Source organism: Cupriavidus sp. C2SS-8b (assembly GCF_057073745.1).
Map to the genome: position 1 here is coordinate 1,202,583 of NZ_CP172716.1, position 17,995 is coordinate 1,220,577.

Consider the following 17,995-nt stretch of genomic DNA (forward strand, 5'->3'; position numbering starts at 1 on the left):
GAATAGTTGACGAGGGCGGTTGCCAGCGGCCTTCGAGCGCCGGTTCAACCGGCGCTGCGCCGCGAGCGCCGGCCTTCCTTGCCGCCGCTCGCGCGCGCACCTTGCGCGAGCATTTCCTCGGCGTGCTGGAGCGTGGTGGCGGTCACCGTCGCGCCACCGAGCATGCGGGCGGTTTCCACCACGCGGCCGGCGGCGTCGAGCGCGCGGATGCGCGAGCGCGTGACCGACACGGACCCGTCGCCCGTGGTTTCCTTGCTGACCAGCAGGTGATGCCCGGCCTGCGCTGCGACCTGCGGCAGGTGCGTCACGCACAGGACCTGGCGCGCGCGCCCGAGTTCCTGCAGGCGCCGGCCGACCACTTCGGCCACCGCGCCGCCAATGCCGGTATCGACTTCGTCGAAGATCAGCGTGGGCGTGGGCGATGCTTCGCTGGTGATGACCGAGATCGCCAGGCTGATGCGGGCCAGTTCGCCGCCGGAGGCGACGCGGGCCAGCGGCCGGGCGCTGACGCCGGCGTGGCCGGCGACCAGGAATTCGACCTGCTCCAGGCCATAGCTCTGGCCTTCCTCCAGCGGATTGAGCGCGGCAACGAAGCTGCCGCCCGCCATCGACAGGCCTTGCATGGCATCGGTAACGGCGGTGGACAAGGCCTTGGCCGCTTCCTTGCGGGCCAGGCTCAGGTGCTGGGCCAGCGTCAGGTAGGCCGCCTTGGCGGCCGCCTCGCGCGCGAGCACCTTGTTGATGTCCTGCGCCGACTGCAGGTCGTCGAGCTGCTGGCGGCGCGCCAGCAGTTCATCGGCCAGCTGCTCAGGCGGCAGGCGGTACTTGCGCGCCGTGGCGTGCAGCGCCTGCATGCGGTCGCTGACGGCTTCGAGCCGTTCGGGGTCGAGTTCGAGGCGGTCGACATAGCGCATGAGCGAATGCGCGGCTTCCTCGGCCTGCACCTGGGCCGGCTCCAGCGCGGCGAGCACGTCGCGCAGGGCCGGATCGACGTCGGCAAGCTGCTGAACCCGGTGCACGATGGCGTTGAGCGCCGACAGGACCGAGCCATCGGCTTCGGACAGGGCATCGAGCGCGGCGCGGCTGCCGTCGATCAGGCCGGCCGCGTGGGACAGGCGGTTGTACTCCGCCTGGATCTCTTCCCATTCACCGGGCTGCGGCGCGAGCTTGTCGAGTTCGCCGACCTGCCATTCGAGCCGCTCGCGTTCGAGTTGCATTTCGCGCGACTGGTGCTCGACCGCCTCGCGCTGGCGCACGCAGGCGCGCCACGCGCGCCAGGACTCGGCCACGGCGCCGGCCTGCTGGGTCAGCCCGGCATGGGCGTCGAACAGCAGGCGCTGGGCGTCGGGGCGCAGCAGCAGCTGGTGGGCATGCTGGCCATGGATATCGACCAGCTGGTCGCCGACCTCGCGCAACTGGGCCAGCGTCGCGGCGGCGCCGTTGATGAAGGCCTTGCTGCGGCCGCCGGCGTCGACCGTGCGCCGCAGCAGCACTGTGCGCATGCCGCCGTCGTCCTCGCCGCCCAGTTCACGCTCGTCGAGCCAGGCGTCGAGGGCCGCGTGCGTCGAGAAGGTGGCGCTGATGCTGGCGCGCGTGGCGCCTTCTCGCACGATGCCGGCGTCGGCGCGTTCGCCCAGCACCAGCGCCAGCGCGTCGATCAGGATCGATTTGCCGGCGCCGGTTTCGCCGGTGAAGACCGTGAAGCCGGACTGGAAATCGAGGTCGAGCGTATCGACGATGACGAAATCGCGGATGGACAGGCTGCGCAGCATCGTGGCGGTGAAAGGGTTGGATCGGTGCGAGGGGGTGGCCCGCTCAAAGGCGGTTATCCTCGGTCGGGTACTCGTGCCAGTGCAGCTTCTTGCGCAGCGTGGCGTAGTAGTTGTAGCCCACCGGGTGCAGCAGCTGGATGGTCTTCTTCGAGCGCCGCACGACGATGCGGTCGCCCGGCAGCAGCGACGTGAGCGACTGCATGTCGAAGTTGACACTGGCGTCGCGCGCGGTCGCCACCTCGATGGTCACCTCGGCATCTTGCGGCAGCACGATGGGCCGGTTGGACAGCGAGTGCGGGGCGATCGGCACCAGCACCAGGCCTGACAGCGTCGGATGGAGGATTGGGCCGCCCGCGGACAGCGCATAGGCGGTCGAACCCGTGGCGGTCGAGACGATCAGGCCGTCCGAACGCTGGTTGTACATGAAGTAGCCGTCCACCGACACGGCCAGTTCGACCATGCCGGAAATGCCCGAACGGTTGACGACCACGTCGTTCAGGGCCAGCGCCGAGAAGATGCGGCTGTCGTCGCGCACGACGCTGGATTCCAGCAGCAGCCGGGTCTCGGCCTCGTAGCGGCCTTCGAGCATGTCCGGCAGCACCGTCTGCACGTCTTCGAGCGGGATATCCGTCATGAAGCCGAGCCGGCCGTGGTTGACGCCAATCAGCGGCACGTTGTGGCCGGCAAGCTGGCGGGCAAGCCCGAGCAGCGTGCCGTCGCCGCCCAGCACCACGGCGACGTCGGCCTCCCGGCCGATTTCCTCGGCAGTCAGTGCCGGATAGCCGGTCAGCCCCGTGGCCTGCGCGGTCTCGCGCTCGAACACGACATCCTGGCCATTGCGCAGAATGTACGAGGCGAGCTCCTCCAGCGGACCTTCGATGCCGGCAGTCGAGTACCGGCCCACGAGGGCCACGGTCTTGAACGGGGTGCGCAGGGCGCTGGTTTTGGGGGGGGCAGACATGCGGGGATTAGACCATACCGCCGTGACCGTTGCCAGCATGGGGCGGACGCGCCATGTGGCGGGGGCCGCCCGGACGCCCGAAGCGGTAAAACTTGCGTAAAATCGGGGCATCATGGATGAACGTTCGAAAACGCTGCTCAAGACCCTGATTGAGCGCTACATTGCCGAAGGGCAGCCGGTCGGCTCCCGGACCCTGTCCCGGTATTCCGGGCTGGACCTGTCGCCGGCCACCATCCGCAATGTGATGTCCGATCTGGAGGAAATGGGCTTTATCTCAAGCCCGCATACTTCCGCGGGACGGATTCCCACGCCGCGCGGGTATCGCCTGTTCGTCGATACCATGCTGACCGTCAAGCCGATCGAACGCGGCGGCATGGAAATGACGGAGCTGGCCGGGCAGATCCAGGGCCAGCTCGGCGGCCAGCAGCAGCTTGGCCCGCAGCGCGTGATCACGGCGGCCGCGCGGACCTTGTCCAACCTCTCGCACTTTGCCGGCGTGATCATGACACCGCGGCGCGCGCAGTCGTTCCGGCAGATCGAGTTCATGCGGCTGTCGGACAAGCGCATCCTGCTGATCATCGTCAGCCCGGAGGGCGATGTGCAGAACCGGATCATCCAGACGGAACTGCCGTACACCCCCGCGCAGCTCATCGAAGCGGCGAATTTCTTCAACGCGCATTACGCGGGCATGAGCTTTGACGCCGTGCGCGACCACCTGCGCGTGGAGTTGCGCGACCTGCGGCGCGACATGTCGCAACTGATGCAGGCGGCGGTCGAGGCCGGCAGCAGCGCCATGGAAGAAGAGGACGACCACGTCTACATCAGCGGCGAGCGCAAGCTGCTGGAGGTGGAAGACCTGTCGTCGAGCATGGACAAGCTGCGCCGGCTGTTCGACGTGTTCGAGCACAAGACCAGCCTGCTCCAGCTGCTGGACGTGTCCAGCCACGCGCAGGGCGTGCAGATTTTCATCGGCGGCGAAAGCCAGCTGGTGCCGCTCGAAGACATGGCCGTGATCACCGCGCCGTACGAGGTGGATGGCCAGATCGTCGGCACGCTGGGGGTGATTGGCCCGACCCGCATGGCCTATGAGCGGGTCATCCCGATTGTCGACATCACGGCACGGCTGCTGTCGAGCGCACTGAGCCAGAACTAGGGCCCGTCCAGCGGGTCACACAGTCTGCGTCCCCATTTCCACAGCCCGGCGGCATCCTGCCGCCCGGCCACATCGGAAGCGACATGACGTTTTCTCCCGAACCGGTCTATCAGCACGGCCAGGCGCCGCGCACGGCCATCCTGCTGGTCAACCTGGGCACGCCCGACGCACCGACCCCGAAGGCGGTGGGGCGCTACCTGAAGGAGTTCCTTTCCGATCCGCGCGTAGTCGAGATCCCGCGCCTGGCCTGGCTGCCGCTGCTGCATGGAGTGATCCTGCCGCTGCGCTCGCGCGCCTCGGCGCTCAAGTACGAGTCGATCTGGCTGCGCGAGGCGCATATGACCGGGTCGCCGCTGCTGGTATATAGCGAGCGCCAGGCGCATGCGCTGCAGCGCCTGCTGAACCAGCAGGGCTACGAGGTCACGGTCGCCTGCGCGATGCGCTATGGCAATCCGTCGGTCGAATCCGTGCTGGAAGCGTTGCGCCGCCAGGGCACGGAGCAGGTGCTGGTGCTGCCGATGTATCCGCAATACTCGGGCACCACCACGGCCACGGCGTTCGACGAGGTGTTCCGCGTGCTTGGCCTGTGGCGTAACCAGCCCGAGCTTCGCTTGGTGAAGCACTTCCATGACCATCCTGCCTATATTTCGGCGCTGCACCAGCAGGTTGGCGCGTACTGGGCGCAGCACGGCATGCCGGATTTCGCGCACGGCGACAAGCTGATCCTGTCCTTCCACGGCGTGCCGCGCCGGACGCTGGAACTGGGCGATCCCTATCATTGCGAGTGCCTCAAGACCGGGCGCCTTCTGGGCGACGCGCTGGGCCTCCAGCCGGGTCAGTATCAGGTGACGTTCCAGTCTCGTTTCGGCAAGGCCGAATGGCTCCAGCCCTATACGGCGCCGACGCTGGCGGAACTGGGCAAGGTCGGCGCGGGCCGGGTCGATGTGTTCTGCCCGGGCTTTCCCGCCGACTGCATCGAGACGCTCGAAGAGATTGCCATGGAGGGCCAGACCGAGTTCATGGTGGCGGGCGGCAAGCAGTTCCACTTCATCCCGTGCATGAACGATGCCCAGGCCTGGATCGCGGCGCTGGCGGAGATTGCCTTGCAGCACCTGCAGGGCTGGCCGCTGAACGTGCCGCATCCGCATGAACTGGAAGCGCGCCGCAGTCGCGCGCAGACCCGTGGAGCGGCAGCATGAACGTCAGTTTCGAACCCGATGCGCGCCTGCGTATCGACAAATGGCTCTGGTGCGCACGTTTCTTCAAGACCCGCTCGCTCGCGGCAGAGGCCGTCGAGCGCGGCAAGGTCACGGTCAACGGCCAGCCGTGCAAGAATTCCCGCGAAGTCCGGCCGGGCGACATGGTCGTGCTGGAGGCCCATCAGCAACGCTGGGAGGTGATGGTGAAGGGCATTGCGCAGGCGCGCGGCCCGGCGCCGGTGGCACAGACGCTCTATGCGGAAACCGAGGCCAGCCAGGCCCGTCGTCAAACCGAAGCCGAGCAGCGGCGTTTCCAGCCAGAACCGTCGTCGCAGTTGCAGGGCCGTCCTACCAAAAAGGACCGGCGGCGCATTGATGATTTCAGGCGCTGAACGCGACAACGCGGCCGACCGGCAAACGCCGGTACGGCCGCGTTGAAGGATTAACGCCAGGCAGCGTAGTGCTACTGGTTGACGCCGACGTACTGGACGAGGTAATGCTTAAAGACGGCCTTGCCGCTGCCATACTCCGTATCGCGCGGCGTCATGGCGCCGGACAGGCAGATGAAGACTGTCATGAATGACAGCGCGGCAAGCAGGCAGAGCGTCACGATGGGAAGCTTGTGCATGGCCAACCTTTCGGAAGAGGCACAAATGTGATTCAACTCCAGACCCCCGTTATTTTTGTCATTTTTCTTGATAAGAATGTTAGTGAGTGCAGTGCAACAAAGCAATAAGCGGGCGATTGCACAAGGGGGTCGTTTGTAACGGTGTGTTTCAGGGTCTCTTTGCAACCACCCTTGAAAAAAGTCGGGTTGCCACCAGATCAGCGGGACACACGCCGATTTACCCACCGCGGCCTGACCGGACGGCCGCGACAATGCATTGATACGGATCGACATGGAAGAACAGAAGCAGACGCCATCCACCCCGACGCCTGAGTCCGCCGCCGAAGCGGCCATCAACGCCGCGGCCGCCGCGCCGGAGACTGCCGCCGTGGACGATGTGGCGGCACAGCTTGCCGCGCTGGAAGCCAAGGCGCGCGAGCACTACGACATGTACGTGCGTTCCGTGGCGGAAAGCGAGAACATCCGCCGCCGGGCGCAGGAGGACGTGTCCAAGGCGCACAAGTTCGCCATCGAGAATTTCGCCGACAACCTGCTGCCCGTGATGGACAGCCTGCAGGCTGCGCTGGCTGACGGTTCGGGCGATATCGCCAAGCTGCGCGAAGGCGTCGAACTGACCGCGCGCCAGCTGGCCGCTGCCTTCGAGCGCGGCAAGATCGTGGAACTGAACCCGGTCGGCGACAAGTTCGACCCGCACCGCCACCAGGCTATCTCGATGGTGCCTTCCGAGCAGGACGCCAACACCGTCGTGACGGTGCTCCAACGCGGCTATATGATAGCCGACCGCGTGCTCCGCCCGGCGCTGGTAACGGTTTCGGCACCCAAGTAAGCAGGGATCGCGGGTGCGGCTGAACGGTCGCTGGACACCATCCTCGACGCCCCGGCGCCACTCTGGCCCCGGGGCGTCTTGCCATTCACGGAGGCAAGCCATGAGCGACGCAGCACCCGGTACCACGCCATCATCCGAAGCGCACCTGGACCATCGCGCCTTTGATGCATTCGGCATGCAAGCCGTGGACGAGGCCTCGATCGACACCGCCATCGCCGCGGCGGGCGACAAGCTGGTGTGCGTGTTCTTCTGGGGCGTGGACTGTTTCAACTGCGAAATGGCGAAGCAGGCCATGCTCGCCAACCCCGGGCCGATCCGCGCCCTGGACCTGCACTGGCTGCATGCCAATGTGTATGCGCATCCGGAACTCGGGCGGCGTTTCGGCCTGCATGGCATTCCGGTCTTCATGTTTTTCCGGAACGGCAAGAAGCTGGGCCGCGCGACCGGCTGGCACGGCCATGGCCAGTTCGCCGCGGCGGTGGCCAACGCGCGCCTGAAGTCGGAAGGCAAGCCGCTCGCCGGCTAGCGCGACAGTGCGTAGCCCAGCCGGAACTGCCAGGGCACCTTCTGGTTGTAGTCGAGCAGGCTTTCACCATAGCCGGCGAAATAGCCGGCCATCAGGTATCCGGCGGTGCCCGGTATGAGCCGCGCCAGCGGATAGGTCACGCGCGCGTCGACGCTGCCGTACCAGCTGCGCGTGCCCTTGCGCACCGTGGCGGCAAACTCCCACGAATCCGCCTTGCCGTAGGCCAGGTCCAGGTCCATGTAGCCGCGGTAATGCGCGATGTCGGGGTTGTCGTTCTTCTCCAGGTAGGCGTATAGCTTGGGCGCGACGCGCCAGTGCCAGTTGTTCTGGTCGCCGAAATAGAAGGTCGGCTTGAAGAAGACGGTGTTGATGCTGCGCGAGTCGTCGCCGTTGCGGCCGTTGGACTCATGCTCGAGACCCGTAGCCAGCGACAGGCGGCTGATGGCTGCGTTATGCACGCCCGTGTCGGACAGGTAATAGTAGAAGCTCGGCCGGTAGTTGGTGTCGCGGAACGGCTTGGAATCCTGCGACAGGTCCCACAGCGAAAACTGCGTGTAGCCGAAGTAGAGGTTGTCGATCAAACGCCGCGAGGCCGGATCCTTGCCTTCCAGGATGCGGTACTTGAAGCTGAGCTGGAACTTGGCATTGCCGCCGTCGTGCGCGCCGGCGATGAAGTACATCGGGTCGTTGAACGACAGGCGCGCGCTGTCGCGCAGGTCGGCCGGAACCGGGGCGGGCTGCTCGGCCGAGGCGACGGCTACTACCGGCGCCGGCGTGTGTTCGGCGGGCCCGGCTTCATGCGCGGGCGCGGAGGCGGCGGCAGCCAGCGGCGTCGCAGCCGGCTGGCCGGACGTTGCCTGCTGGTTCAGCGTGACGAGTACCGGCGCGGCGTCGATGCCGGTGGCGTCCAGGCGAATCGTGCCGCGCAAGCCAGGCGGCAGGTCAACGGCATAGCGGATGGTCCGGTTTTCGCCCTTGCGCAGGGAAACGATGGCAGGGCCAGGTTCATGGCGTCGCAGGATGAGTTTCACCGGCGCCTGGAGATCGCCCGAGGCGGTGACTTCAAGCGTGTCAGGTATTTGGTACCGGCGCGTGCCGGTCTCGGCGCTGATCAGCAGCGTCAGTGCGAGCGGCCGGGCGCCGTCGATAACGCGGGGCGGCTGCAGCATCGAGACCGCGGCGCGGCCTGACAGGGGCGAGGCGCAAGCCAGCAGCAGGCAAAACCATTTCCACTTCGCGCCGGCTCCATGGGCGCGCTTGCCCTGTGCGGGCTGAGACGTCTCGGGCATATCGGGGAAGCGCCGAGTCCGGCTGGACTTCGGCGCAGGCGGATGGCAATGCGGGCAAGCCTACCACGCTAGCCGCTGGCGGTTGTGACGAATTGTACGCAGGACGCCGGCTCTGTCTTCTGGCGGCGCTGGCGTGGATCAGCGCGACGCGCGGCGCCGCACGTTTTCGACGTATTGCACACCGTCCGGCGGACGGCCGGTCCGTTGTGCCTGCCATAGCATCTCGCCCAGGCATTCCATGACCTGGTGCTGGGCTTCGTGCGGGGAGTCCAGGCGCTGTGTCAGCGTCTCGTAGGCCTGGCGGATGCCTGGAGGCTGGTCGATCGACACCTGCTCCGAAATCGACAGGTGCATGGCCAGGTGGAGGAACGGGTTGGTCTGGCCCTTTTCGGGCGTAAAGTCCTGCGCCAGCGCGCCTTCGGTATCGGTCAGCAGCGCCTGGTATTCCGGGTGCTCGCCGATCCAGTCGACGGCAATGGCTTCCAGCGGGGTCAGGACGCCGCCGGAAAGCTGCTTCTGCCAGGCATCGCAGAAGAACCGGCGGACTTCTTCACGGGAGGGATTAAACATGGTGGCGTCATTGTAAACGAGCACTCGCGGCCGTGCTGCCGGTGGCGCCAGCGCCATTAGAATGCGGGATTGGCCAATTGGGCCGCCGTCCGACGTTCTCCATGACCGTTTCCTCGTCCGCTGTCTCCGAACGCGTCCGCGAAAAGTTCGCGGGCGTGCTGCTGATCGCACTGTCCGCGAGTGCCTTCGGCGCGATGGCGATCTTCGCCCGGTTCGCCTACGAGGCGGGTGCCGATGTCTATGGCCTGCTGACCGTGCGCTTCACGCTGGCCGCCGTCGCGCTGGCGTTCGTGATGCGCGGGCGCAGCATCCGGCTGCCGCCGTGGCGGCGCGTGCTGGCGCTGGCGGCCATGGGCGGCATCGGCTATGTCGGCCAGTCGTTCTGCTTTTTCAGTGCACTCAACCATGCGCAGGCGAGCCTGGTGGCCTTGCTGCTGTACCTGTATCCGCTCTTCGTCACGATCCTGGCGGCCATTTTCCTCAAGGAACGCCTGACGACCGCCGCGGTCATTGCGCTGGTACTGTGCTCGGCGGGCGCGGGGCTCACCGTCGGGGGCGGGGAGGGCAGTCCGCTGGGCATTGCGCTCGGACTGGCCGCTGCCGTGATTTATTCCGTCTACATCATTGTCGGCGCGCGCGTGACGGCGGGCGTCAATGCGATCGCCACCACTACGGTGATCTGTACCGCGGCGGCACTGGTCTACGGCTCGATCAGCGTGCTGCGCCTTGGCGCGGGCGTGCCACCGCAATTTCCCGCGACGGCGGGCGGGTGGCTGGCCATGCTCGGCATCGCGCTGCTGTCCACGGTGCTGGCCATCCTGACCTTCTTTGCCGGGCTCCAGCGGCTCGGCGCGGCGCAGGCGTCGATGCTGTCCACGCTGGAGCCGGTCGTCACGGTGGTGCTGGCCGCGGCGTTGCTTGGCGAACATATCAGTGGCGCGCAAGCGGTGGGCGGCGGCCTGATCCTCGCCGGCGTGCTGTGGCTGACCCGTCGTGCCAGCGCACCACCGAAGACGCAAGAGAATTGAATTTCCTGATCAAAGCGGCTGCACTAGCCTAGCCCGGCGCTTGGGTACAATTCGCCTTCTTCTTTCACCCAAAGTACAGGAACGAGCGCATGTCCCAGATCGATCAGGCAGCCCTGGCCCAGTTGTTCACCGAAGCCCGCACGCACAACGTATGGCAGGATCGTCACGTGGATGATGCCGTGCTGCACCAGGTCTATGAAGCCATGAAGTTCGGCCCGACCGCCGCCAACACCTGCCCGGCGCGCATCGTTTTCGTCAAGAGCGCCGCCGAGAAGGCACGCCTGGTCGAGTGCATGTCCCCCGGCAACGTCGACAAGACCCGTTCCGCGCCCGTCACGGCCATCATCGCTTTCGACAAGGCCTTCCATGACCAGCTGCCCAAGCTGTTCCCGCATGCCGATGCCCGCTCGTGGTATGCCGGCAACGACGCCAAGATCGCCCGCGATGGGCTCATGAACAGCTCGCTGCAAGGCGGCTACTTCATCCTGGCCGCGCGCGCCATGGGCCTGGACTGCGGCCCGATGGGCGGCTTCGATGCCGACAAGGTCAACGCCACGTTCTTCCCCGACGGCAAGTGGGAGGTCAACTTCCTGTGCAACCTGGGCTACGGCGAAAGCGACAAGCTGTTCCCGCGCCTGCCGCGCCTGTCGTTCGACGAAGCCTGCTGCGTGGTGTAAGACGGTACCTCCTGCCGCCATGAAGAAGACCCGCCTCGGCGGGTCTTTTTAATTTGCGCGACGCTCAGCCGCGCGGGGCCTCGGTCTTGTCGCGGAACTCGCACAGCGGCTCGATCACGCAGTGCCAGCACTCGGGCTTGCGCGCCTTGCACACGTAGCGGCCGTGCAGGATCAGCCAGTGATGGGCATCGTGCAGGAACTCCCTGGGCACCACCTTGAGCAGCTTGTCCTCGACGATCTGCACGTTCTTGCCCGGGGCCAGCCCGGTCCGGTTGGCCACGCGGAAGATATGCGTGTCGACGGCGATGGTCGGCTCGCCGAACGCGGTGTTGAGCACCACGTTGGCAGTCTTGCGGCCCACGCCGGGCAGCGCCTCCAGTGCGGCGCGGTCCTGCGGCACCTTGCCGCCGTGCCGCTCGACCAGGATGCGGCAGGTCTCGATCACATGCTTGGCCTTGGTCTTGTAGAGTCCGATGGTCTTGATATACCCGATGAGTCCTTCCTCGCCGAGGTCGAGCATCTGCTGCGGGGTATGCGCCACCGGATACAGCCTACGCGTGGCCTTGTTGACGCCGATATCCGTGGCCTGGGCCGACAGCAGCACGGCGATCAGCAGCTCGAATGGAGAACTGTATTCCAGCTCGGTGGCCGGCGCGGGGTTGACCTCGCGCAGGGTCTCGAACAGCGCACGGGACTTGGCTGCGTTCATGGTTTTGCTGGACTGGTGTTGTTGTCGTTGTCCGGGGCGATGTCCTTGCCGGGCCGGGCGGCGGCCTGCTGCTTCTGGCGCGCCCGTTCGATCGCCGCCTGGATGATGGCGCGCTTGCGTTCCTGCGCCGCACGCTCGGTGTCCGACTGGGCCGCTTCGGCCTGCAATGCCTGCAGCTTGGCGGCGGCCTTGGCAGCAAGGCGGGCGTCGTTCTCCTCGCGCTCGCGCACCAGCCGCTGCTTGCGCGCGACGTAGCGTACATGGGCGGCGTCGGCCTGTTCCTGCGTCCAGGCGTCCCAGCCGGTGCGCTGGCCGGTGACGGGCACCATGTCGATGCAGTCGACGGGGCAGGGCGGCACGCAGAGGTCGCAACCGGTGCAGAGTTCCGGAATGATGGTGTGCATCTGCTTGGCAGCGCCGGCGATGGCGTCGACCGGACAGGCCTGGATGCACAGCGTGCAGCCGATGCACAGGCTTTCGTCGATGCGCGCCACGGCGCGCGGCTGCTCGACGCCGCGTTCGGGGTCGAGCGGCAGCGGCGCGGTGCCGAGCAGCGCGGACAGGCGGCGGATTCCCTCCGCGCCGCCGGGCGGGCAGCGGTTGCTGGCGGCTTCGCCGCTGGCCATGGCTTCGGCGTACGGACGGCAACCGTTGAAGCCGCACTTGGTGCACTGGGTTTGCGGCAGCAGCGCCTCGAGGCGGTCTGCGAGGGTGTGGGAGGAACTCACGACAACAGCAAGAATGGCGGGAAGGGAAACGTTTGCGGCGACGGCGGGCTGCCGAAGGAGTCGCGCGCCGGCCTCTGCGGGCCATGCGCCGCACGGATTATCCCCGATTTCGCGATCGGGCAAAACCGGCCATCATGCGCGACGGCCAGCCGGCCAGAAGCGCGCACGGCTGTGCCATAATCCGCGCAAACATCGACCCTTACCCCATGTCAAACGAGACCAGAACCAAACGGGACCCAGAGGGCACGCGCCGCCGCATCCTGGCGGCGGCCACGGAGGAATTTGCCAAGGGCGGCCTGGCCGGCGCCCGCGTCGACCAGATCGCGCGCCGCGCCGAGACCAACGAGCGCATGCTGTATTACTACTACGGCAGCAAGGAAGGGCTCTTCCTTGCCGTGCTGGAGAAGCAGTACGCGGAGTTCCGGGCTGCTGAGGAGCAACTGCACATCACGGACGAAGATCCCGTCGCGGGGGTCCGCACGCTGGCCCGCTTCGTCTGGGACTGGTACTACCAGCACCCCGAGTTCATCCGGCTCGTCAACAGCGAAAACCTGCACGAGGCGCGCCACCTGAAGAAATCGGCGCACCTGCATCAACTCGTCAATCCGATCGTCAACGTGCTGGCGGACATCATCCGTCGCGGCCAGCAGCAGGGGCTGTTCCGCGACAACGTCGATGTCCCGCAGTTCTACCTGACCATCTCGGCGCTGGGCTATTACGTGCTGTCGAACTGCTACACGATCAGCGCGGTGATCGGCCGTGACGTGGCGTCCCAGGACGAGCACGAGCGGTTTGCCGAGCTGCACACGGAGATGCTGCTGAGCTACCTGCGGCGCTGAGTCCGCCGCGCGCCTTCAAATGAATAACGCCCGCAACTGCGGGCGTTATTGCGTGGCAGTGTACCGGTCACCGGTACTTGCGGATGAAGTCGCGCAACTGCGGATAGATCTCATCGCGCCAGCGGCGGCCGGAGAAAATCCCGTAGTGGCCGCACTTGGTCGCGGACAGGTGGAACTTGTCAGCATCGGCGATGCCCGCACACAGATCATGCGCCGCGGCAGTCTGGCCGGCGCCCGAGATGTCGTCGAGTTCGCCTTCCACTGTCAGCAGCGCGGTGTCCTTGATGTCCTGCGGGCGCACCGGATCGCCGTCGATGGCCCAGGTGCCGTTGGCCAGCCTGAATTCCTGGAAGACTTCGCGAATCGTGTCGAGGTAGTACTCGGCCGCCATGTCGAGCACGGCGTTGTACTCGTCGTAGAAGCGCACGTGCGCTTCCGCGTCGTCGGCATCACCCTGGAGCAGGCTCAGGTAATAATCATAGTGCGACGACAGGTGACGGTCCGGATTCATCGCCACGAAACCGGCATGCTGCAGGAAGCCGGGATAGACGCGCCGGCCATGGCCCGGGTAGTTGGCCGGAACGGTGTAGATGACGTTGTTCTCGAACCACTCGTACGACTTGTTGGTCGCGAGCGAATTGACCGCGGTCGGACTCTTGCGGGCATCGATCGGGCCACCCATCATCGTCATGGTCCGTGGCGTCTTCTCGCCGGCCGAGGCCATCAGCGAGATCGCCGCCAGCACGGGCACCGTCGGCTGGCACACCGAAATGACGTGCAGCTTGTCCGCGCCGATGTGACGAATGAATTCCTGGATGTAGTGGATATAGTCCGACAGGTGGAACGGACCATGTTCGGCCGGCACCATGCGGGCATCGACCCAGTCGGTCACATAGACCTTGTGGTCCTGCAGCAAAGTGCGCACGGTATCGCGCAGCAGCGTGGCATGGTGGCCCGAAAGCGGCGCGGCCACCAGCACCACCGGCTCGTCCTTCAGCAGCTTGATGGTGTCCGGATCGTCGGCGTAGCGCTTGAAGCGGACCAGCTTGCAGAACGGCTTTTCCAGGATGGTCTGCTCGACGATCGGGATATCGCGGCCATTCGAGCGCACCGACCGGATGTCAAACGCGGGCTTCTCGTATTCCTTGCCGAGCCGGTACAGGAGCTCATATCCGGCTGCCAGGCGGGGTGCGCCGGGAACCAGCGACAACGGGCTGAGGGGATTGGTGAAAGTCTTGGCGGTCGCCTGTGCCCACGCGGTCAGCGGGTGCAGCATCGAACGCTGGAACTCATGCAGTTGGTAGAGCATGGCGGTATGGCCTGGTAATACGTCTTTCTGGAGGGGCACTATCGTGGACTTGCGTGCCGATTATGCACGCAACCAAACGATCGTGCTGTGCAGCATATACCCTAAGGTACGGCGGTAATGGGAAAAGACAATAGCCCAAAGGCCTTAATTCCGCATGACAAAACGGCATGACAAAAGAAAAAGGCAGCCGTAGCTGCCTTTTGTTGTTGCACACACCGTGCCAGGACTGTCGGTATGCCAACAGTACCCGACATTGCGGCGTTTACAGCACTGCGGCGATCGCGTCGACCACGGCGTCGATATTACGGCTATTCAGCGCGGCCACGCAGATGCGGCCGGTGCCGACGGCGTAGATGCCGTGCTCGTTGCGCAGGCGGTCCACTTGCGCCGAGTTCAGGCCCGAGTACGAGAACATGCCGCGCTGCGACTTCACGAACGAGAAATCGGTTTTCACGCCCTTGGCGGCCAGCTTGTCGACCAGCGCGTGGCGCATCAGCTTGATGCGGTCGCGCATTTCGGCCAGTTCCTGTTCCCACATGGCGCGCAGTTCCGGGCTGTTCAGCACGGTGGCGACCACGGTACCGCCGTGCGTCGGCGGGTTGGAGTAGTTGGTGCGGATCACGCGCTTGACTTGCGACAGCACGCGCTGGGCTTCGTCCTTGCTGGTGGTGACGATCGACAGGGCGCCGACGCGTTCGCCGTACAGCGAGAAGCTCTTCGAGAACGAGCTCGACACGAAGAAGGGCAGGCCGGAATCTGCGAACAGGCGCACGGCCGCGCCGTCCGGGTCGATACCATCCGCAAAGCCCTGGTAGGCCATGTCCAGGAACGGGATCAGGTTGCGTTCCTTGATCACCGCGACCACTTCCTTCCACTGCTCCGCCGACAGGTCGACGCCGGTCGGGTTGTGGCAGCAGGCGTGCAGAACGATGATGGTGTTGGCCGGGTACGACTTCAGCGATTCCAGCATGCCGGCGAAGTTCAGGCCGTGGCTGGGCGCGTCGTAGTAGGCATAGTTCACCACTTCGAAGCCGGCCGATTCGAACAGCGCGCGGTGGTTTTCCCAGCTCGGGTCGCTGATGGCGACCTTGGAGGTCGGATACAGGCGCTTCAGGAAGTCGGCGCCGATCTTCAGTGCGCCGGTGCCGCCCAGTGCCTGTGCCGTCACAACGCGGCCTTCGGTGATCAGCGGCGATTCCTTGCCGAACAGCAGCGACTGCACGGCCTGGTCATAGGCGGCGATGCCTTCGATCGGTAGGTAGCCGCGCGGCGTGGCGGTGGTCAGGCGCGCCTTTTCCGCTTCCTGCACGGCGCGCAGCAGGGGAATCTTCCCTTCGTCGGTGAAGTACACGCCAACGCCCAGGTTCACCTTGGTGGCGCGGGTATCAGCATTGAAGGCTTCGTTCAGGCCCAGGATCGGGTCGCGCGGGGCCATCTCGACGGCAGAAAACAAACTCATTTGGACTCTCGTGGTCGGCAATGTAAGAAAACGGGAAGGCGTAGAATGCTTCGGACTGCGCTGGGGGGCGTGCGGCAGACCTGCTTGCTGGCGTTGACGGCTTGAAGCGGGCTGTGCAACCCCAAGATTCTAGCGTATCCGCCCCTCTTTTCTCAGGTTTTTCCCCTAGCCGCCTATGTCAAACCTTGCCGAAGTCGCGCCGGCCCTGGACGAAGACAAAATCGTTACTTTTCCGGGCTCGCCGTTCCAGCTCTACCAGCCGTTCCCGCCGGCCGGCGACCAGCCCGAGGCGATCCGGCAACTGGTGGAGGGCGTGGAAGACGGCCTGTCGTTCCAGACGCTGCTTGGGGTGACCGGTTCGGGCAAGACCTACACCATGGCCAACGTCATCGCCCGCATGGGCCGCCCGGCCATTGTGTTTGCGCCCAACAAGACGCTGGCGGCGCAGTTGTATTCCGAGTTCCGAGAGTTCTTCCCGCGCAACGCCGTCGAGTATTTCGTCAGCTACTACGACTACTACCAGCCCGAGGCCTACGTCCCGCAGCGCGACCTGTTCATCGAGAAGGATTCGTCGATCAACGAGCACATCGAGCAGATGCGCCTGTCGGCCACCAAGAGCCTGCTGGAGCGCCGCGACACGGTGATCGTCGCGACGGTGTCGGCCATCTACGGTATCGGCAACCCGAGCGAATACCACCAGATGATCCTGACGCTGCGCGCCGGGGACAAGGTCAGCCAGCGCGACGTGATCGCGCGGCTGATCGCCATGCAATACACGCGCAACGAGACCGATTTCCAGCGCGGCACCTTCCGGGTGCGTGGCGATACCATCGACATCTTCCCGGCCGAACACGCCGAGATGGCGGTCAGGCTGGAGATGTTCGACGACGAAGTCGAGTCGCTGCAGTTCTTCGACCCGCTGACCGGCCGCGTGCGCCAGAAGATCCCGCGTTTCACCGTCTACCCGTCCAGCCACTACGTGACACCGCGCGAAACCGTATTGCGCGCGATCGAAGATATCAAGGCCGAGTTGCGCGAGCGGCTCGAGTTCTTCCAGAAGGAAGGCAAGCTCGTCGAGGCCCAGCGGCTGGAGCAGCGCACGCGCTTCGACCTTGAGATGCTGTCCGAGCTGGGGTTCTGCAAAGGCATCGAGAACTACTCGCGCCACCTGTCGGGCGCGAAGCCCGGCGATCCGCCGCCGACGCTGGTCGACTACCTGCCGCCGGACGCGCTGATGTTCCTCGATGAATCCCACGTGCTGATCGGCCAGCTCAACGGCATGTACAACGGCGACCGCGCGCGCAAGACCACGCTGGTCGAGTATGGCTTCCGGCTGCCCTCGGCGCTGGACAACCGGCCGCTCAAGTTTGGCGAGTTCGAGCGCAAGATGCGGCAGGTCATGTTCGTTTCCGCCACGCCGGCCCAGTTCGAGCAAGAGCATGCGGGGCAGGTGGTGGAGCAGGTGGTGCGCCCCACCGGGCTGGTCGACCCGACCATCATCGTGCGCCCGGCCGGGACGCAGGTGGATGACCTGCTGTCCGAGATTCGCCTGCGCGTGGAGGCCGGCGAGCGCGTGCTGGTGACCACGCTAACCAAGCGCATGGCCGAGCAGCTGACCGAGTTCATGTCGGAAAACGGCGTCAAGGTGCGTTACCTGCACTCGGACATCGACACCGTGGAGCGCGTGGAAATCATCCGCGACCTGCGCCTTGGCACGTTTGACGTGCTGGTGGGCATCAACCTGCTGCGCGAAGGGCTGGATATCCCGGAGGTGTCGCTGGTGGCCATCCTCGACGCGGACAAGGAAGGTTTCCTGCGCGCCGAGCGTTCGCTGATCCAGACCATTGGCCGCGCGGCCCGAAACGTGAACGGCACGGCGATCCTGTACGCCGATCGCATGACGGATTCGATGCGGCGCGCCATCGATGAAACGGAGCGCCGCCGCGCCAAGCAGATGGCCTTCAACGAGGCCAACGGCATTACGCCGCGCGGCGTGGTCAAGCGGATCAAGGACATCATCGACGGCGTCTACGATGCCGGCGAAGTCAAGGCCGAACTGCAGGCGGCGCAGGAGCGTGCGCGCTACGAGGACATGAGCGAGAAGCAGGTTTCCAAGGAAATCAAGCGCCTTGAAAAGCTCATGATGGATCACGCCAAGAATCTCGAATTCGAAAAGGCGGCGCAGGTGCGCGACCAGCTCGCCAAGCTCAAGGCGCAGCTGTTCGGCGCCAGCGGCGACGAGGCGCTGCAGCCGCCGGTGTAGCGCTTTCGCGGCGCGACAGGGCTGCGTGCTGGCCTATAGTGAAAAGCGTCTTGCCAGAT

18 protein-coding genes are annotated in these 17,995 nt (G+C 65.6%); 9 read left to right on the forward strand and 9 right to left on the reverse strand.

What is annotated here, in order from left to right; translation table 11 throughout:
• Positions 1-44 precede the first annotated feature (44 nt).
• Positions 45-1,772 (reverse strand): DNA repair protein RecN, encoded by a 1,728-nt coding sequence (gene recN / locus ACIGJB_RS05530; protein ID WP_483731750.1) that lies wholly within the window; start codon positions 1,770-1,772, stop codon positions 45-47.
• Between the two features lie 43 nt (positions 1,773-1,815).
• Positions 1,816-2,733, reverse strand: a complete 918-nt coding sequence (locus ACIGJB_RS05535; protein WP_483731751.1) for an NAD kinase — start codon at positions 2,731-2,733, stop codon at positions 1,816-1,818.
• A 112-nt stretch (positions 2,734-2,845) separates the two neighbouring features.
• On the opposite strand from ACIGJB_RS05535, the gene hrcA reads away from it, so the two are divergent.
• From hrcA to ACIGJB_RS05550, 3 genes are all read left to right on the forward strand, one after another.
• Complete coding sequence (gene hrcA, locus ACIGJB_RS05540) at positions 2,846-3,886, forward strand: heat-inducible transcriptional repressor HrcA (protein ID WP_483710987.1); 1,041 nt, start codon at positions 2,846-2,848, stop codon at positions 3,884-3,886.
• Between the two features lie 83 nt (positions 3,887-3,969).
• Entirely contained in the window at positions 3,970-5,085 is a 1,116-nt protein-coding gene (hemH, locus tag ACIGJB_RS05545) for a ferrochelatase (protein ID WP_483731752.1), read from the forward strand.
• Positions 5,082-5,477, forward strand: coding sequence for an RNA-binding S4 domain-containing protein (locus ACIGJB_RS05550; RefSeq protein ID WP_483710989.1), 396 nt, complete (start codon positions 5,082-5,084; stop codon positions 5,475-5,477). The genes hemH and ACIGJB_RS05550 overlap by 4 nt, the downstream gene beginning before the upstream one ends.
• Before the next feature lie 71 nt (positions 5,478-5,548).
• Here the strand turns inward: ACIGJB_RS05550 and ACIGJB_RS05555 are convergent, their stop codons facing one another.
• Positions 5,549-5,713 (reverse strand): hypothetical protein, encoded by a 165-nt coding sequence (locus ACIGJB_RS05555; protein WP_483731753.1) that lies wholly within the window; start codon positions 5,711-5,713, stop codon positions 5,549-5,551.
• Between the two features lie 271 nt (positions 5,714-5,984).
• On the opposite strand from ACIGJB_RS05555, the gene grpE reads away from it, so the two are divergent.
• Both grpE and ACIGJB_RS05565 read left to right on the forward strand, forming a co-directional pair.
• Complete coding sequence (gene grpE, locus ACIGJB_RS05560) at positions 5,985-6,539, forward strand: nucleotide exchange factor GrpE (protein ID WP_483731754.1); 555 nt, start codon at positions 5,985-5,987, stop codon at positions 6,537-6,539.
• Between the two features lie 100 nt (positions 6,540-6,639).
• Positions 6,640-7,065 (forward strand): thioredoxin family protein, encoded by a 426-nt coding sequence (locus ACIGJB_RS05565; RefSeq protein WP_483731755.1) that lies wholly within the window; start codon positions 6,640-6,642, stop codon positions 7,063-7,065.
• Here the strand turns inward: ACIGJB_RS05565 and ACIGJB_RS05570 are convergent.
• Positions 7,062-8,354: a phospholipase A gene (locus tag ACIGJB_RS05570; protein ID WP_483731756.1), complete on the reverse strand. Its 1,293-nt coding sequence runs from the start codon at positions 8,352-8,354 to the stop codon at positions 7,062-7,064. The genes ACIGJB_RS05565 and ACIGJB_RS05570 overlap by 4 nt on opposite strands.
• 138 nt (positions 8,355-8,492) lie before the next feature.
• The gene (locus ACIGJB_RS05575) at positions 8,493-8,924 is read right to left on the reverse strand and encodes a DUF1841 family protein (protein ID WP_483731757.1); all 432 of its coding nucleotides are present in this window, start codon (positions 8,922-8,924) and stop codon (positions 8,493-8,495) included.
• A 101-nt stretch (positions 8,925-9,025) separates the two neighbouring features.
• Here ACIGJB_RS05575 and ACIGJB_RS05580 point away from each other — a divergent pair, with 101 nt between their 5' ends.
• Entirely contained in the window at positions 9,026-9,952 is a 927-nt protein-coding gene (locus ACIGJB_RS05580) for a DMT family transporter (RefSeq protein ID WP_483731758.1), read from the forward strand.
• Positions 9,953-10,041: 89 nt separating this feature from the next.
• Complete coding sequence (locus tag ACIGJB_RS05585) at positions 10,042-10,629, forward strand: malonic semialdehyde reductase (RefSeq protein WP_483731759.1); 588 nt, start codon at positions 10,042-10,044, stop codon at positions 10,627-10,629.
• A 64-nt stretch (positions 10,630-10,693) separates the two neighbouring features.
• Here ACIGJB_RS05585 and nth read toward each other — a convergent pair whose 3' ends face one another.
• A complete protein-coding gene (nth, locus tag ACIGJB_RS05590; protein ID WP_483710997.1) occupies positions 10,694-11,338 on the reverse strand; it encodes an endonuclease III in 645 nt (214 codons plus the stop codon).
• Positions 11,335-12,066 (reverse strand): electron transport complex subunit RsxB, encoded by a 732-nt coding sequence (rsxB, locus tag ACIGJB_RS05595; protein WP_483731760.1) that lies wholly within the window; start codon positions 12,064-12,066, stop codon positions 11,335-11,337. Before rsxB ends, nth begins: the two co-directional genes overlap by 4 nt.
• A gap of 206 nt (positions 12,067-12,272) precedes the next feature.
• On the opposite strand from rsxB, the gene ACIGJB_RS05600 reads away from it, so the two are divergent.
• Positions 12,273-12,905, forward strand: a complete 633-nt coding sequence (locus tag ACIGJB_RS05600) for a TetR/AcrR family transcriptional regulator (protein WP_483731761.1) — start codon at positions 12,273-12,275, stop codon at positions 12,903-12,905.
• A 67-nt stretch (positions 12,906-12,972) separates the two neighbouring features.
• On the opposite strand, the gene ACIGJB_RS05605 is transcribed toward ACIGJB_RS05600, so the two are convergent.
• On the reverse strand, positions 12,973-14,214 hold the full coding sequence (locus ACIGJB_RS05605; protein WP_483731762.1) for a polyhydroxyalkanoate depolymerase: 1,242 nt from the start codon (positions 14,212-14,214) through the stop codon (positions 12,973-12,975).
• Between the two features lie 262 nt (positions 14,215-14,476).
• Complete coding sequence (locus ACIGJB_RS05610) at positions 14,477-15,673, reverse strand: amino acid aminotransferase (RefSeq protein WP_483731763.1); 1,197 nt, start codon at positions 15,671-15,673, stop codon at positions 14,477-14,479.
• A 175-nt stretch (positions 15,674-15,848) separates the two neighbouring features.
• On the opposite strand from ACIGJB_RS05610, the gene uvrB reads away from it, so the two are divergent.
• Positions 15,849-17,936, forward strand: a complete 2,088-nt coding sequence (gene uvrB, locus ACIGJB_RS05615) for an excinuclease ABC subunit UvrB (RefSeq protein ID WP_483731764.1) — start codon at positions 15,849-15,851, stop codon at positions 17,934-17,936.
• The last annotated feature ends 59 nt before the right edge of the window (positions 17,937-17,995 follow it).